This window comes from Brevibacillus sp. NRRL NRS-603 (assembly GCF_003013445.1).
GTDB classification, from domain to species: domain Bacteria; phylum Bacillota; class Bacilli; order Brevibacillales; family Brevibacillaceae; genus Brevibacillus; species Brevibacillus formosus.
On sequence record NZ_PXZN01000013.1, the window covers coordinates 119,649 to 136,346 of the forward strand.

At 47.8% G+C, this 16,698-nt stretch carries 13 protein-coding genes; 7 read left to right on the forward strand and 6 right to left on the reverse strand.

What is annotated here, in order from left to right:
• Positions 1-11: 11 nt before the first annotated feature.
• The gene (locus C7R94_RS12465; protein ID WP_106781547.1) at positions 12-1,196 is read right to left on the reverse strand and encodes an amidohydrolase; all 1,185 of its coding nucleotides are present in this window, start codon (positions 1,194-1,196) and stop codon (positions 12-14) included.
• A gap of 283 nt (positions 1,197-1,479) precedes the next feature.
• Here C7R94_RS12465 and C7R94_RS12470 point away from each other — a divergent pair, with 283 nt between their 5' ends.
• Positions 1,480-2,766 carry an ATP-binding protein gene (locus tag C7R94_RS12470; protein ID WP_233220538.1) on the forward strand — a complete coding sequence of 429 codons (1,287 nt, stop codon included), beginning with the start codon at positions 1,480-1,482 and terminating at the stop codon, positions 2,764-2,766.
• 76 nt (positions 2,767-2,842) lie between these two features.
• Here the strand turns inward: C7R94_RS12470 and C7R94_RS12475 are convergent, their stop codons facing one another.
• Together C7R94_RS12475 and C7R94_RS12480 are read right to left on the reverse strand one after the other, a co-directional pair.
• A complete protein-coding gene (locus tag C7R94_RS12475) occupies positions 2,843-4,030 on the reverse strand; it encodes an MFS transporter (protein ID WP_106781552.1) in 1,188 nt (395 codons plus the stop codon).
• A 125-nt stretch (positions 4,031-4,155) separates the two neighbouring features.
• Complete coding sequence (locus C7R94_RS12480) at positions 4,156-4,914, reverse strand: TrmB family transcriptional regulator (RefSeq protein WP_106781554.1); 759 nt, start codon at positions 4,912-4,914, stop codon at positions 4,156-4,158.
• A 397-nt stretch (positions 4,915-5,311) separates the two neighbouring features.
• Between C7R94_RS12480 and C7R94_RS12485 the strand changes: the two genes are divergently transcribed.
• From C7R94_RS12485 to C7R94_RS12510, 6 genes are all read left to right on the forward strand, one after another.
• Positions 5,312-7,573: an immune inhibitor A domain-containing protein gene (locus tag C7R94_RS12485; protein ID WP_106781556.1), complete on the forward strand. Its 2,262-nt coding sequence runs from the start codon at positions 5,312-5,314 to the stop codon at positions 7,571-7,573.
• A gap of 199 nt (positions 7,574-7,772) precedes the next feature.
• On the forward strand, positions 7,773-8,603 hold the full coding sequence (locus C7R94_RS12490; RefSeq protein ID WP_047071129.1) for an electron transfer flavoprotein subunit beta/FixA family protein: 831 nt from the start codon (positions 7,773-7,775) through the stop codon (positions 8,601-8,603).
• Positions 8,600-9,622: an electron transfer flavoprotein subunit alpha/FixB family protein gene (locus C7R94_RS12495; RefSeq protein WP_047071130.1), complete on the forward strand. Its 1,023-nt coding sequence runs from the start codon at positions 8,600-8,602 to the stop codon at positions 9,620-9,622. Before C7R94_RS12490 ends, C7R94_RS12495 begins: the two co-directional genes overlap by 4 nt.
• Positions 9,615-10,910, forward strand: coding sequence for an FAD-dependent oxidoreductase (locus C7R94_RS12500; RefSeq protein ID WP_106781558.1), 1,296 nt, complete (start codon positions 9,615-9,617; stop codon positions 10,908-10,910). Before C7R94_RS12495 ends, C7R94_RS12500 begins: the two co-directional genes overlap by 8 nt.
• A complete protein-coding gene (locus tag C7R94_RS12505) occupies positions 10,910-11,206 on the forward strand; it encodes a ferredoxin family protein (RefSeq protein ID WP_007726971.1) in 297 nt (98 codons plus the stop codon). The genes C7R94_RS12500 and C7R94_RS12505 overlap by 1 nt, the downstream gene beginning before the upstream one ends.
• Positions 11,207-11,222: 16 nt before the next feature.
• Positions 11,223-11,411: a hypothetical protein gene (locus tag C7R94_RS12510; protein WP_106781560.1), complete on the forward strand. Its 189-nt coding sequence runs from the start codon at positions 11,223-11,225 to the stop codon at positions 11,409-11,411.
• A gap of 37 nt (positions 11,412-11,448) precedes the next feature.
• Here C7R94_RS12510 and C7R94_RS12515 read toward each other — a convergent pair whose 3' ends face one another.
• The 3 genes from C7R94_RS12515 to C7R94_RS12520 all read right to left on the reverse strand — a co-directional run bounded on the left by C7R94_RS12515 (position 11,449) and on the right by C7R94_RS12520 (position 16,554).
• The gene (locus C7R94_RS12515) at positions 11,449-11,838 is read right to left on the reverse strand and encodes a M67 family metallopeptidase (protein ID WP_206767966.1); all 390 of its coding nucleotides are present in this window, start codon (positions 11,836-11,838) and stop codon (positions 11,449-11,451) included.
• A gap of 22 nt (positions 11,839-11,860) precedes the next feature.
• Positions 11,861-12,037, reverse strand: a complete 177-nt coding sequence (locus C7R94_RS30620) for a hypothetical protein (RefSeq protein WP_206767967.1) — start codon at positions 12,035-12,037, stop codon at positions 11,861-11,863.
• 83 nt (positions 12,038-12,120) lie between these two features.
• Positions 12,121-16,554 (reverse strand): coiled-coil domain-containing protein, encoded by a 4,434-nt coding sequence (locus C7R94_RS12520; protein WP_106781566.1) that lies wholly within the window; start codon positions 16,552-16,554, stop codon positions 12,121-12,123.
• Between the last annotated feature and the right edge of the window lie 144 nt (positions 16,555-16,698).

Consider the following 16,698-nt stretch of genomic DNA (forward strand, 5'->3'; position numbering starts at 1 on the left):
ACTTTTCCTGCTTATTGATGACGTGCCTGATAGGCAAGCAACGCTGCAATGAATAACTGACCGGTTTGAATCATCGAGCGCTCATCGACATCGAATTTGGGATGATGATGCGGATACGTCGCCTGAATCTCCGGGTTTCGTCCACCGACCATGAAGAAGGTAGCGGGGCGCTCTTGGGCAAAGTAAGCAAAATCCTCTCCGCCCATGCCAGGTGGGATGTTCAATACGCGTTCCTCACCAAAAATACGTTGGGCTTCCGCTACAAATAGCGGAGTCTCTGTCTCATCGTTCCAAGTAGCTGGGTAGCCGCGTTGGTACATGATTTCGCAAGTAGCGCCGACTGCCTGGCAGCTGGCTTCCACGATACGCTTCAGAGATTGCTCGACCGCCACCCTCACGTCCTCGTCATACGTGCGGACCGTCCCCTTGAGCCTTACTTGATCAGGAATGACGTTGAACGCTTCTCCCCCGCCAACGAAGGAGCAAACAGACAGAACGACTTGTTTCAGCGGATCTACCTGACGGCTGGCAATCTGCTGCAAATTCATGACAACCTGACTGCCCAATACGATTGGATCAACGGAGGTATGAGGATAAGCACCGTGTCCGCCTTTTCCGTACAAGACGATTTCAAAGCTGTCTGCTGCTGCCGTAACGTAGCCATGACCAATCCCGACAGTGCCTACGGGAAGCTCGGAGGCAACATGCGCGCCATATACGACATCGACCCCTTCGAGGCACCCCGCCTCCACCATGGCTTTGGCGCCACCAGGTGGCAGTTCTTCTGCGAACTGATGCAGGAATACCACATTTCCTGGGAGCTCATCGCGGAATTCGCTCAACACTTGTGCGACTCCCAAAAGCCCAGAGGTATGTATATCGTGACCGCACGCGTGCATGACGCCTGGAATGCGAGACTTATACGGTACTTCTTTTTCATCTTGAATGGGCAAGGCATCGAAGTCAGCGCGCAACGCAACTGTTTTTCCTGGCTTTCCACCCCTCAAGAGACCGACAACACCCATGCCGCCGACACCGGTTTGTACTTCTATGCCAAAAGAAGCCAGCTTGTCTGCTACTTTCTTCGCTGTGTTTTCCTCCTGAAAGGAAAGCTCGGGATACATATGCAAATCACGTCTGAATGTAACAAGCTCTGGATAAATCTCCTGTAGCCGGGCAAACAGTTTTTCTTCCATCGAACCCACTCCTTTTTCCTAGGGAAAGAGATTGGTATTTCGTATTCGCTTTATTATAAAAATATTCGGAATCATAATTCAATGTATGATTTCGAGAAGTATAATGAAGCTGAATTCATATTATGTAGACATTTCCAGTAGAAATCTCTAGAATATTAGAGAGACATGTTCAAAAAGTCGTGTTTTTAGTACAACTGCGTAATCAAAAGACGACTTTTTGAACAGATGGATTGAGGAGATTATGACGAGTCCACACCCAAAAAATCTTAGAGTTCTAATCATTATGCTCGTTTCTAGCATCCTTGTTTTGATCTTGACTTGTGTAAGCATCGCGATTTCCTATTTCAATACGATTCAATCCGTCCGACTCTCCATTGCGAATCAAAGCATGAAAGCTGCTTCTGTAGTAGCAGACAGTCTGGATGTTGACGCGTATCAGGAGTTTTTACGAAATCCGGTAAAAGAGACCGCCGCCTATAAACGAATCGAACAGCAATTGAATCAAGCGCGTGAGCAGTTCGGTCTGCTGTATTTATACACGATTCAAATCAATGAAGACAGGCAAAGTGGTCGCGCGATGATCGTCGCAAGGCCTCCCAATGCGCAGCAAAATTTTGATATCGGTATTCCTATTGTTCTATCTCCTGAGCACATTGAAATGATTTACAAAGGATCATCAGCGTACTACTCAGAGATTATCAGAGATCCAGATTACGGGGTCTACATGTCTGCGGGCGCGCCGCTTAGAGATAGAGAAGGAAAAATCATCGGAGTCATCGGAGTAGATACGGACGTAGCCATTATCGAGGACATTGGAAATGATGTCGTTCGTAGCAGCATTCCTGTTTTTGCGATTCAAGGTTTGTTTGTCGTTGTGCTGATCTTTCTGGTTCTTTGCATGGAACGCTGGTATCAACGCGCCATCAAGGCAGCCGTTGGCGAGACGGAAGAAACCTATCAGGATGAATTGCGCTCAGTCATTTGCTCGATGCGCTCCATTCGCCATGATTTCGTCAATCACATGCAAGTGCTCTACGGTTTGATCGAATGCGGATATTATCCAAAAGCACGAGATTATGTGCAGTCGTTGCTGAAAGAAACCAAGCTGTTGGACCTCACCGTGAGGTTTGCGAATCCTGCCTTAATGGTATTGCTTCACACCAAATGGGAGCAGGCTAAATCCAAACAAATCGTGATGCAATTTGAAGAATGCTCTGATCCAATCGATAGCATTCCTTCCATTGATCTGATCAAAATTTTATCGAATCTTATTGATAATGCGATTGAAGCGGCTGAGTTAGCGGATGGGGAAAAACGAGTCAGCATTTATTTTTGCTGTGATGAAGAGCACGTTATTTTCCGAGTTGAAAATACAGGGCCGGAAATAACGCCAGAACAACGTGCACGTATTTTCGAGAATGGCTATACAACGAAAACAGAGAGAAAATGTGGTGGGCGCGGAACGGGTCTGACGATCGTAGATTCAGTTGTTCACAAGTACAAGGGGAAAATTGAGGTTTGGTCCGAGCGGGGAATCACGAGGTTTACCGTCCGGTTGCCAGTGAAGTAGGCTCGTAACGAAAACGATTCTAGGATGATAAGAAAAAGCCGTCAAATAGTTGACGGCTTTTTGCTTTTGCGAGTCGCTATGCATGGTATCCTGGCGCAGGCTGCGCTGCTTGGCTTTCCTGTGCTTGAAACGGACGTGAGATCGAGTAAAAGGCAAATCCGAATGAAATCAGGACGAACACGGCTCCAATCCATGGCGTATAGATGACCGATGATCGCTCGACTACGAGACCGCCAGCCAGAGAGCCAAGGGCGATGCCTAAATGCTGGGCAGAAGTATTCAAGCTTAACTGAATGTCGGCGGTAGCAGGTGAGCAGGAGATCAAATAGTTTTGTTGTGCTGGCGAGATAGCCCAGCTAAGCGCACTCCAGATGACCATGATCGGCAAGAACAAATAAAGCGAGCCTGTAAAAAACGGCAAGACACACATGATCAAGCCGAACACTGGAATGATGAACAGAATGCTCTTGGTTGCTCCCCACTTGTCAGAAATCCAACCGCCAATACCTCCGCCTGCAACGGCGGCAATTCCGAACAAGAGATAAATCCAGCTCAGTGCCGTTCCGTCTACATTCATCGTCGTTTGCAAATAAGGGGTAAAGTATGCATACAGCGTCAAATGACCTGTCAGCATTAACAAAACGATAAACAAGGCGCTGAATAGCTTGCCGCTGCGGAGGGTAGCTATTTGATCACGCAGCGGAATCGGCGGTGCAGTTTGAACTTTTGGCAAAAACATGAGGATAAAAATCATCGCAACGATACTCAGAGCCGCAATCAGCCAAAACGGGGCACGCCATCCGAAGGAATTCCCCAGAGCCAGTCCAACAGGGACGCCGAGTACGAGCGAACCGCTAATCCCCATGAAAATAACGCCAATGGCGCGTCCACGGTAAGCAGGTTCCACAAGACTCGTTGCAATGGTAATGGACAGCACAATTAGGACGGAACTGCTTGCTGCGCTCAAGATGCGCGCTGTCATTAATACAGCGTAACTCGGACTAAGTGCCGCGAGCACATTACTCAGGAAAAAGGCTGCTAATGCATACAAGTATAGCTTTTTGCGCTCGACACGCCTCGTAACATGCAGGAGCAGAGGAGCGGCAACAGCAAAGGCAAGCGAGAAAATGGTGATTAATTGTCCGGCGGCGCTAATCGATACCTGAAGATCACGAGCAATCAGATCGAGCGTACCACCGATAATCAATTCCACCGTACCTACAACAAAGGTAGCAATCGCTAAGATGAAGACACGTGGATTCAAAACAATAACTCCTCTCAAGTAAAAAGGTTACTACCATAATAGTAACCTTTTTGGTCTTGTGCAACTAGAAATTTCTCCAAACAAATAGAAAAGACTCTGGCCAAAAGCCAAAGTCTCAGGGATTCTCAGTATCGGAGGCGGATGATCATCTTGCGGATTTCTTCATCGTCAAACAGTTGATCTACATATTTTTGGGTGATTTTTGTCAGTGCGACATCATGGTAAAAAGAATCGGCAAAAAATTTGACGAACGGTTGACCGCGTGTCTTGATCGCATGCCAGCCTGTGTCCTCCTCGCCAGCAAAAATCATTTCATCTTGGTCCACTACGATTAACTGATAGCGCTCCAAGCCTTGGTGCTCTTGCACAGGGATAAAGGAATGAACACAGGAAAGCTTGGTGTTAATCTGCCCGATCACCAATGCTTCGATCTCTACGCCTTCCTTTTCTTTCGTCTCCAATAGGGGTACATATTCTAAAAAATCATCGGACCAGGCGGAGATACGAATAGACCGAGTCGCTCGTTGGATCAATTGTTTGCATTCCGCGCGGATCGATTCGTCAACCTTCAGGCTCCAGACTCGGTCATCGCGTACGGTTTTATGAGAAAGGGAGCTGGTCAATTTTTTGACGTCCGTTTGAAATTGGCGGGTCAGCTTTTCTACCAGGCTGTCCAGGGGAAGGGCTGTATACCGCTTTTTCTTTTCCGATATGGTGTCAAGGACCATCCCCTTTTCTACGAGACGATTCAACACCTCATAAATTTTGGCTTTTGGCACTCCCGATTGCTTCACGACCATTGCCGCATCGAGAGGCTCGCCGCTAGACGCCAACGCTTCATAAACTTTACTCTCATACAGAGAAAAACCAAATGTTTGCAGCATCAAAATCCTCCATGGAAAACACGAGCATTTTTATTCGATCGTACCGATAATCGAGTTGGTTTGCAAGAAAGAGGAAGGGAGAAAGGAATATTTTATCGAAATGTATCGAGTTTTTTCGACAAAATTCACCAAACTTTCTGTAGGTCTTTAGGCAGTAGACACACCAAGCATATATCCAATCGAGACCCATTGTATAAATGATTAGCCGAAAATTCGGCACTTGTTCCAAGTAGGTCGATAGCCTTATTGAGCAATTTCTTTTGAACGTGAAGGTTTTTTTGTCGAAGGAAAAAATTTGGCAAAGATTACGTATCACGTAATAATTAAGAATAGTCGGAATTGGGGGTTTAATTTTTCCGATGCATCACAAATAGATAGAAAAAGAGGGTGAACCGCAGTGAAGAAAAGCAAAAAGCTCTTATCCGTTTTATTTTCCTCCTCACTCGTGCTCAGTACTTTCGTGGCTGCACCTGCAACGGGTTTGGCCAAACCAAAAGAGGACAAGCATGATCTGCATGTAGATTTGTCCACTGTTAACCTGGAGAGACTGATTAAAGGGTTAATGGAGCAAGGAATCATTGATGAAGACGCCGATCAGGAAGAGATTGACGAGGCGTTGCTCGAGTATTTGGAAGACAAAAAAGTCCCGCACGGCATTGATGAATCTTCTTCTTACGGTAAGGAAGCGAGCAGAGGACAGCAGGCAGTATTGGCTGAGGCTGTGCAGAAAGTAGCTGAGATGGAGGACGGCGATGAATTGCGCGCTTCCAAACGACTACATACGGATAACATCGTTGTTGCTCTTGTCGAGTTCCCCGACAGGGAGCATAACCAGCTACCAAAAGTGAGTGACTCGCTTTGGACGGAAGACTTCAACGAGAAGCATTACAAAGAAATGCTGTTTGATCAGAAGGGGTACGAAACTCCTGAAGGAATCGGCATGACAACGATGGCGAAATACTTCTATCTGCAATCGGGAAGAACGTGGACCGTTGATGGTGTGGTAACACCATGGCAAATGGCAGAGAATGGCTACAAGTATTATGGAGAAAACTCTAAAACTGGTGATGATTCCAATCCGCGCGATCTGGTAATCGAGACCTTGGCGGCGGTTGGGGAATCTATTGCTGGGAAAGAGGAATTGTACGATCAGCGCGATCCGTATGATATCGATGGTGATGGAGACCTGATGGAGCCGGATGGCAATCTGGACAACCTCATGCTCGTTCATGCAGGGATCGGAGAAGAGACAGGGGAAGATCCAGATGCGATCTGGTCTCACCGTTGGACCTTAAAAAAACCAGTGGATATTCCAGGCACAAGCCTCAAAGCGTTTGATTACATGATCCAGCCTGAAGATGGCGCACCAGGCGTATTCACTCACGAATACGGACACAATCTCGGTTTGCCAGACTTGTATGACACGACAAGAGCCGGAAAAGATTCGCCAGTAGGCGCTTGGTCCCTCATGTCGTCCGGCAGTCATACAGGTAAAGTATTCCAAACCGAACCTACAGGCCTTGATCCTTGGTCCAAAATGGTTCTGCAACAAATGTTTGGCGGCAACTGGATTTCTCCGACTGTTCTGGACTACAAAGATGTAGAAAAACGAAAGAAAACGGTTCCGCTCATTGATGCGAGCAGCACCGAGAAAAACGGAAAAGTCATCAAGCTGAATATGCCGAAAGTTGAAAAGAAACCGCCGGTTGAGCCAAAAGATGGTGGTTACGCATACTTCTCGGATGAAGGCAACAAACTTAACACCAAAATGACTTCCGATGTGATCGATTTGACAGGGGTCAGCTCCGCAACGATGAGATTCGATTCGTGGAGAAGCATTGAGGAAGGCTATGACTACCTGTACGTTAATGTGATCGATGCAGATACAGGTGAGAAAAAAGAAGTACAAACATTCGATGATGTAACAAATGGCTGGGACAAAGAAGAAATCAGCCTGAATGAGTTTGTCGGCAAAAAAGTTCAAGTCGAGTTTAACTATGTGACGGACGTCGCTTACGTATTGGACGGCTTCTATCTTGATAACTTTGAAGTAGAGGCAGATGGACAAGTCATCTTCGCGGATGATGCAGAGGGTGAGAAGAAGTTCAAATTGGATGGCTTCATCCACTTCGATGGAAAAGGCAAATTGTACGATGCGTACTACTTGGTTGAGCTGCGCTCTCACGAAGGAATTGACGCTGGACTGAAGTACTTCCGCCGCAATGACTCCTTCTTCACGTATGATCCAGGTATGGTGATCTGGTACTTCGATGGTCGCTACGAAAGAACACGTGACAACAATACGAGCCAGCACCCAGGCTACGGCTTGCTAGGTGTAGTAGATGCCCATCAAGAGGTACGTTACTGGAACAATGATGAGGGTAACAAAAGCGCAATCGCAGACTCTCGCTATCAGGTGAACGATGCTGCGTTTAGCCCGAACCAAACATCCGGTATGGATCTGGATTACATCTATGGAACGATGCAATACGATCCGTTGAAAGGCGTTAAGGAGTTTGACGACAGTGATGATTACTCGATGCCGGAAGTACCGGAAGTCGGAAAAATTCTGCCGCAAATCGGTTTGCAAATCAAGCTGAAAAAGGTAGACAAAAAGTTCACGGATGCCTCGGTTGAGTTCTCCATTGACAAACATTAATGAATAAGCCAAAAGACGCCACACAGCGCCAAGCTGATGTTTGGCGTCTTTTGCGTTTCTATGATTACTGGTCTAAGCTCGACTGCATCGAAATAGGCTATAACAATGAACGACAAGCTGCCTGATCTGATTGCGCGTAAGAAAGGCAACCTTTTGTACAGGCATAGGAATCGCGCCCGGCAGCAAGGGGGGATCAATCATGCTGCATATTGTCGCTTGCATTAAGCAGGTGCCGGACACCAAAATCATCAAGATGAATCCGAAGACGAATACGATGGATCGCGCCAGTGCGCCAGCCATTCTCAACCCGTATGATGCACATGCGGTGGAGGAAGCCGTTCGTTTGAAAAATCGATATGGGGGTGTGGTCTCCGTCGTCACAATGGGACCGCCGCCAGCGGTGAAGGCCATTCGGAAGTGCATCGAGATCGGAGCCGACGCAGGCTATCTGGTAACGGATCGTGCATTTGCCGGAGCAGACACATTGGCGACCAGCTATGCAATTACCAAAGCCATTGAGAAGATTGCAGAAAGCCAGCCAGTCGACCTCGTCATTTGCGGGAAGATGACCATCGACGGTGATACGGGACAAGTCGGACCGGGAGTGGCCAGACGGTTGGATATTCCGCCGCTTACATGTGTGAAAAAAGTAGTGGAGATAAACAAAGAACAAGGTTACGCCATCGTGCATCGAAAGCTGGAGGATGGTTATGAAGTCATTCAGTCGACCTTGCCTTGTTTGTTTTCTGTGGAGAAGGAGATTAACGAGGTCCCTTATTCTCCGTTGCCCAACATGCTTCGAGCTGCTAGATATAATCCTGTTGTCTGGTCCGTCGATGACTTGGGGGATATCGATCGGACACAGTTAGGTCTGAAGGGCTCTCCTACCATCGTTGCAAAAGTTTGGCCCCCAGAGAAACCAAAGGGTGGCGAAATGCTCGAAGGAAGCGCCAGCGAGCAAATCGCACGCTTGATGGAAATATTGCACGATAAACAGCGACTGTTTCGGGTGAAGGAGGAGCAGATATGAGTCTGGATGATTTTCGTGGCATCTGGGTGTTTTTAGAGGTGAGTGAAGGTCGTATCGCCCCTGTATCACTCGAGCTGCTGGGGGCGGGGAGACAAATGGCTGACAAGCGAGACGTGCCGCTTGCTGGCTTGTTAATCGGAGATGGAGTCAAGGACTTGGCCCGTACGGCGTTTCCATATGGTGCGGACCAAGTGTATGTATACGATCACAAGATTTTTCATGATTACCGAACCGAGTCCTACATGCGAGCTGTCATCGAATGTGTCCAAAAGCACAAGCCGGAAATTATCTTGTACGGGGCGACTTCAACGGGAAAAGATTTGGCTAGCGCTGTTGCAACGGACTTGGAGACAGGGCTGACCGCCGATACGACCATGCTCGATGTGAACGCGGAGACAGGGTTGTTGGAGGCGAGCCGTCCAGCGTTTGGTGGTAACATCATGGCGACCATTTTGTGCAAAAAACATCGACCGCAAATGGCGACCGTTCGGCCAAAAGTCATGAAAGCACTTGAGCCAGACGAGTCCCGAACAGGAGAGATCATAGAAGAAAGCATGGAGCTGCGTGAAGAAGACATTCGCACAAAAGTGCTGAAAATCGTCCGAGAGACGAAGGAAAAGGTGCGGCTGGATGAGGCGGATGTGATCGTCGCTGGCGGCAAGGGACTCGGAAGCAAGGAAGGCTTTGCGCTTATTCATCGCTTCGCAGAACGGATCGGGGCAACCGTCGGGGCCAGCAGAGATGCGGTGGAAGCAGGCTGGATCGGTCATGAACATCAGGTCGGACAGACGGGAGTGACGGTCACGCCCAAAATCTATTTTGCCATCGGCATATCGGGAGCTATCCAGCATTTGGTCGGCATGCGCAACTCAGGATTGATCATTGCCATTAATAAAGATCCGAATGCACTCATCTTCCAGTCTTGTCACTACGGTATTGTCGGTGATGCCTTTGAAATTGTGCCATTGCTCATTGAAGCATTCCAAAAGGAGCCGGACAAGGAGGTAACGTATGGCTGAGAAATTTGATGTAATCATTGTCGGAGCAGGTCCGGCTGGAACAGCTTGTGCTTATACGCTTGCCAAAGCGGGTGTAAATGTTCTGTTGATGGAACGCGGGGAATATCCGGGTTCCAAAAACGTTATGGGAGGTGTTTTGTATCGCAAAACGATGGAAGACATCATTCCTGAATTTTACAAGGAGGCGCCTGTTGAACGGCCGATCGTCGAGCAGAGGTTCATGATGCTTGATCAGGAATCAGCCATCAATTTCAGCTATAAAGGCATGGAGTGGGCCCAGGAACCCTATAACAATTTCACGGTGCTCCGGGCGAAATTTGACCAATGGTTTGCAGATAAAGCCGTGCAGCAGGGAGCACTTTTACTCAATGAGACCGTCGCTTTGGAGTGCATTGTTGAAAATGGCAAAGTAGTCGGTGTGAAAACAGATCGACCGGATGGAGATCTATATGCCGATGTTGTCGTTCTGGCAGACGGCGTCAACTCCTTGCTGGCCAAATCGCTAGGTTTCCACAAAGAGTTTCGCCCAGATGAAGTAGCGCTCGCTGTCATGGAAGTACTGAAGCTGGATCGCAAAATAATCGAGGATCGCTTTAATCTAGAGGGCGATCACGGTTGTACGATTGAAATTTTCGGGGATTCGACCAAAGGGATTTTAGGGACGGCGTGGTTGTATACGAATAAGGACAGCTTGAACATTGGGGTAGGGACGATGCTCTCGGGTCTGATCAAAAATAAGATCAAGCCGTATGAGTTGTTGGACTATGTCAAGAATCACCCGATGATTCGGCCGTATATCCAAGGCTGTGAGCAGCAGGAATATTTGGCGCATCTGATTCCCGAGGGGGGATATCGTTCCATTCCCAAAATTGTCGGCAATGGTGTACTTGTCGTAGGAGATGCTGCTCAGCTCGTCAATGCGATTCATCGAGAGGGATCGAATATGGCAATGGCATCTGGTGTCATGGCGGCGGAAACGATCCTGGAAGCAAAAGAAGCAGGGGACTATTCCGAAAAAATGCTCGACGGATACCGAATCAATCTGTTGAACAGCTTTGTCGGTCAAGATCTGAAAAAGTACAAGGACGCCACGCATCACTTTGAAAAATTCCCGCAGTATTTCGAAAAGTATATTCCGATGATGAACAAAGCGGCGAGTCAGATGTTCACGGTTGATGGAAGCTCGAAATGGAGCAAGCAAAAGAAAATATGGAGCGACCTCGGCTCTGCGAAGGACAAATGGAAAATGGCGCGTGATTTGATGAATGCGTGGAGGGTGATGAAGTGATGCAGGATCTACCGAAGGGCCAGTCAATCGAGGAGAAACAGTATCTCGTGCGTTTCAAAGCGGATACGGAGTCACATCTGCATGTGCTCTCCGCAGATGTTTGTGCGACGCAATGTCCTGATAAGCTCTGTACAATCTTTTGTCCTGCGGAAGTATACAAATGGGAAGAAGTGCGGATGCACGTCGGTTACGAAGGGTGTCACGAGTGTGGGAGCTGCCGCATTGGTTGCCCGTATGAAAATATCAAATGGGTGTATCCGAAGGGTGGACACGGAATCATCTTCAGACTCGGGTAATGGGCGGCGATGAGCGGTGATACAAGTAGGCGATCTGGTCGTATACGTAAAGGATGGCGCAAAGGGAGTGGTCATTCATATTGAGGAGGACCGTTTCCAGATAAAGTGGGAAGATGATTTTGTCAGCTGGGAGAAAAGGGAATGGCTACTAACCAGTCAATTGGAGCATGGGGATCTTTCAAAACAGAAAGAACAGCGGGAGTAAATTCCCACTGTTCTTTTGTTTTGAGTGAATTTGACAATTAGTTACGGACTGTATAAGGATAGACTCGAGCAAAAGACCCCTCGATTCGAAAACAGCCGAGGACTGGTTGGGGAGAAGCGAGTGAAACGATGAGATACGCGGCCTCAGGGTAATGACAGAAAGCAATATCTTCAGGTGACGGAATGGGGGGGGCTGTAGGGTGGGAGTGATAGATCCCGACCAAATGCTCCCCGCGCAACGCCATTTTGTGGAAAACGTGTTGAATTTGCTTGGGGTCCATAGCGAAAGCCACCGGGCTTTTCAATGTATTTTCCATTCGCCAAACTGTTTGTGCACTCCCATTTCTACCGGAAAGCAATCCACACGTTTCATTTGGCTTCTTCTCTAGGGAATCTCGGATGATCTCATCCCAGACTGCACGGGTCATGGAAAAGGGGGTCTCTAAAAGATTAGCCCTGCCAACGCCTGCCGCAGCATCCTCCACTCGTTTTAGTCTGGACGGACGGTTGAACTCTGTGAACCGGACCGGATTTTGGCAAAGGTGATGGCGGCATTCGACGCTGGGCAGGTTGGACGGGGCGTTGTTGACGCTGTTGGTACAGTGCACGCATTTGTTCAGGTGTCATGTTTTTTTCCTCCCTTTCTGGACTGTACTATGTTGTATTCAGTATGGCTGCACATGGTAACGGCTCTCGCACATTTTACTTTTTCAGCGAAACGGGTTGAAGGCGTTGGCATTTGGGGGATACATTGGCATTTTTACTGGTGTGGGAGTTACTTGTTGTGTGGTGGAATCGGAGCTTGGCATAAATTGGGTGTTTTGCTGGAATTGGGTGCTTGCTTGGAATGGAGTGTTTTGTTGGAATGAAGTGCTTTGCTGGAAATGGCTGAAGGCTTTATTGGAACGAGTTTCTTTTTGCGTGAATTCTTTGATGATTTGCTTGTATTTTTCTTCGTTGTTCTGGAACTCTTTCACCATGTTTTTGAGTCCGGCTATCGTCTTCTTCATCAATTGCTCTTGGGATGTAAACTCTTCAATAACTTTTTCTTTTTCCGTTAACAGAGTGTCATATTTTTGAGTTGTTTTCTCTAGCACTTCGTTCCATTTATTTTTTTGAAGAGAGGCGTTCGCTAGCTTTTCGTCGGCTTCCTTGGCTTGTTGTTGAAAAGCTTTGATCAGTTCCTGTGCCTCCGTTAATTGTTGTTGTGTTTCTTTTAATTCGGACTGGAGATTCTTAACGGTGTTTTGTGTTTGTTGTATTTCTTCGTCGCGTTTTTGGATGCTTTGCTGTAATTCTTGCTCATGCAGGGAATGTGATTCGGCCAGCTTTTTATAGTCAGCGACGAGCTGATTTTTCGTTAACCGTGCTGCTTCCATCTCAAGCAGAGCTTCCGTTAATTGTTGAGAAGTCTCTTCGTGCTTTGCTGTCCAACTTTGTTCGAGATCTATTGCTTTTTGCAACATCTCATGGCGGGTGGCTTCTAGCTCCTGCTCTTTCATGTGTAAATCTTGTCTTTGGGCTTCAAGTTCTTTCTCCTGAGAGAGTAGTGCCTGCTCCAGTGTGTTTAGTTCTTGCTCCCGAGTAAGCAACTCCTGTTCACGAGTGTGTAGGGTATGCGCTTGAGCGTGCAGCTCCTGCTCTTGGTTGTGTAGCTCTTGATCTCGGGCGTTCAGCTCTTGTTTCATCGTGAGTAACTCTTGCTCGTGGGAATGGATTTCCTGCTCTTGAGAGAGAAGCTCCTGCCCGCGAAGCTGCAACGCTTGCTCTCGGGACTGAAGTCCTTGTTCTTGAGCCTGTAGCTCTTGGCTCTGAGTCAAAAGCGCTTGCTCCCGGGAGAGGTTGGCTTGTTCCCAATCCCGAAGCCCCTGTTCATGGGTCTTGAGCTCTTGTTCTTGAACCTGCAGTTCTTGTTTAAAACTGTTTAGTCCTTCTCCCCGTGCTTGAAGGTCTCGCGTCTGCTCGAGAATTTCTTGCTCTCGCGTTTGGAGCTCTTGCTCGAGAATGTAAAGGTCTTGCTCTCGAGCTTGAAGGTATTGCGCCTGGGTGAGAAGGTCTTGCTCTTTCGTCTGCAGGTTATGAGTTAGAGATTGTAGGTCTTGGCTTTGCGTCTGAAGCTCTTGTTCGAGACCGAGAAGTTTTTGTTCCCGTGAGTTGAAGTCTTGCGTCAGGGAATGCAGCTCTAACTCTTTGGAGGTGAGCTGTTGTTCTTTGGTCTCAAGGTTATGCGCTAGAGTGTGAAGTTCTTGGCCTTGTGTCTGAATTTCTTGTTCGAGAACGCGAAGGTCCTGTTCCCGTGAATTGAGGTCTTGTGTTAGAGAATGCAGTTCTAACTCTTTGGACTGGAGCTGTTGATCTTTGGTCTCGAGGTTATGCTTTAGGGATTGAAGTTCTTGAGTTTGCGTTTGAAGCTCTTGTTCGAGACCGAGAAGCGCTTGTTCCCGTGAGTTGAGGTCTTGCGTTTGAGAATGCAGCTCTAGCTGTTTGGACTGGAGTTGTTGTTCTTGCGTCTCGAGGTTATGTTTCAGGGATTGAAGTTCTTGGCTTTGCGTCTGAAGCTCTTGTTCGAGACCGAGAAGCGCTTGTTCCCGTGAATTGAGGCTTTGCGTCAGGGAGTCCAGCTCAAGCTCTTTGGAGGTGAGCTGTTGTTCTTTCGTCTCGAGGCTATGCGCAAGGGATTGAAGTTCTTGGCTTTGCGTCTGAATCTCCTGTTCGAGACCGAAAAGTTCCTGTTCCCGCGAATTGAGGTCTTGCGTCAGGGAATGCAGTTCTAACTCTCTGGACTGGAGCTGTTGTTCTTTGGTTTCGATATAATGCTTTAGGGATTGAAGTTCTTGGCTTTGCGTCTGAAGCTCTTGTTCGAGACCGAGAAGCGCTTGTTCCCGTGAGTTGAGGTCTTGTGTTTGAGAATGCAGCTCAAGCTCTTTGGAGGTGAGCTGTTGTTCTTTGGTCTCGAGGCTATGCGCAAGGGATTGAAGTTCTCGATTTTGCGTCTGAAGCTCTTGTTCGAGACCGAGAAGTTCTTGTTCCCGTGCACTGAGGTCTTGCGTTTGAGAATGCAGCTCCAGCTCTTTGGAGGAGAGCTGTTGTTCTTTGGTCTCGAGATTATGCGCAAGGGATTGAAGTTCTTGGCTTTGCGTCTGAAGCTCTTGTTCGAGACCGAGAAGTTCATGTTCCCGTGCACTGAGGTCTTGCGTTTGAGAATGCAGATCAAGCTCTTTGGAGGAGAGTTGTTGTTCTTTGATCTCGAGGCTATGCGCAAGGGATTGAAGTTCTCGATTTTGCGTCTGAAGCTCTTGTTCCCGAGAATTGAGACCTTGCGTCAGGGAATGCAGCTCAAGCTCTTTGGAGGAGAGCTGTTGTGCTTTGGTCTCAAGGCTATGCGCAAGGGATTGAAGTTCTTGGTCTTTTGTCTGAAGCTCTTGTTCGAGACCGAGAAGTTCCTGCTCCCGTGCATGGAGGTCTTGAGCCTGAGCGTGCATTTCTAGTCCTTGCGCTTGTAACGCTTGTTCAAGACCAAGAAGTTCCTGCTCCTGTCTTTGAAGTTCTTGTGTCTGAGAATGCAGCTCCAGCTCCTTAGCCTCGAGCTTTTGCTCAGTAACAAGCAGCGCTTGTTCTTTGGTCTGCAGGTTATGTTTTAAGGAATGGAGTTCTTGGCTTTGCCCCTGCAGCTCTTGCTCAAAACCGAGAAGCTCCTGCTCCCGTGCCTGAAGCTCTTGTGTCTGAGAATGCAGCTCCAGCTCCTTAGCCTCGAGCTTTTGCTCAGTAACAAGCAGCGCTTGCTCTCTGGTCTGCAGGTTATGTTTTAAGGAATGGAGTTCTTGGCTTTGCCCCTGCAGCTCTTGCTCAAAACCGAGAAGCTCCTGTTCCCGTGCTTGAAGCTCTTGTGTCTGAGAATGCAGCTCCAGCTCCTTAGCCTCGAGCTTTTGCTCAGTAACAAGCAGCGCTTGTTCTTTGGTCTGCAGGTTATGTTTTAAGGAATGGAGTTCTTGGCTTTGCCCCTGCAGCTCTTGCTCAAAACCGAGAAGCTCCTGCTGCCGTGCTTGCAGATCTTGTGTCTGAGAATGCAGCTCCAACGCCTTAGCCTGAAGCTTCTGATCTGTGGAAAGCAGCTCTTGTTCTTTCGCCTGCAGGTGATCCGCTTGAGAATGCAATTCTAACCATTGCGTCTGAAGCTCTTGTTCCAGACCGAGAACTTTCTGCTCCCGTTTTTGTAGGTGTTGCGTCTGAGAATGCAGCTCTTGCTCAAGATTGTGAAGGTCCTGCTCCTGGGCCTGGAGACTATCTTCAAATGCGTGGAGGTTTTGCTCTCGCACCTGTAGTTCCTGCTCCCGCTGCTCTCCATTTGCGCTTGCTTCTGTAAGCTGCTGAAGGGCAGAGAGTGTCTGCTCTTCCCGTTTCCGTGCTTCATTCAACTGCTGATTCAATGATTCAATTTTGGATAGTTGCTCCTGCTGACTCATCTGTGCACTATCAAATTCTTCATTAGCTTTATCCAAAGCTTGTTTCCACGTAATCTGTTGCTGCTCCAGATGTGCGATCATGTCTAAATGCTGCTGGCGTTCATGCAGAATCTCCTCGATTTGACTCAATTGCTGTTCTTGCTCGTGTAACGTTGCCTGCCATTGCGCCTCTTTTTGTTCGTAGCTCTGTATTCTCCTTTGGAGCAATTCAATGTGCTCACGCAAGTGTGCTTCCTGTGCTTGATGCTTGGATATGATTTCTTCAAGCTGTGGACCTTTTCGTTGCTCCCTGATTTGGGTCTGCAAGCTTTCTATGGAATGCTTTAGCTTTACCTCGGTTTCCTGGTGTTCGGCTATGACATTTTCGCGTTGTTTCAGGAGACGTTCGTAGTAGTCTAGCTTGCTCTTCATTTCTTGAAGCATGTCTTGTGAATCGTTCAAGCGCTGCTTCCAATGGGCCCCTTTGCTGTCCAAATCGTGGAGGGTCTGGTTCAATTGCTCAAGCTGCTCTCTGTATGCTTCGTTTTTTTCAGACGTTTCCTCGATCTGCTTCTGTAGATGCCACACTTCTTTCATGAGCTGGTTGGCTTTATCTTCGTAGTAGTGTGCTTGTTTTTTTAGCAGGAGGAGCTTCTCATTTTCTTTCGGCTTATTCGCATTGGAGATTTTCCTTTTGTACACAGTGTTGTCCTCCTTTTTCCGTCTGGCGTTCCCATATAGACATATGTACGGGTTGGGAATTGGTGCCTGTATTGTAGTGACTGTTTATCCATAGAAAAAACGGGAGAAGTGTTGGTCTTCTCCCGCCTGATTGGTAATCATCTT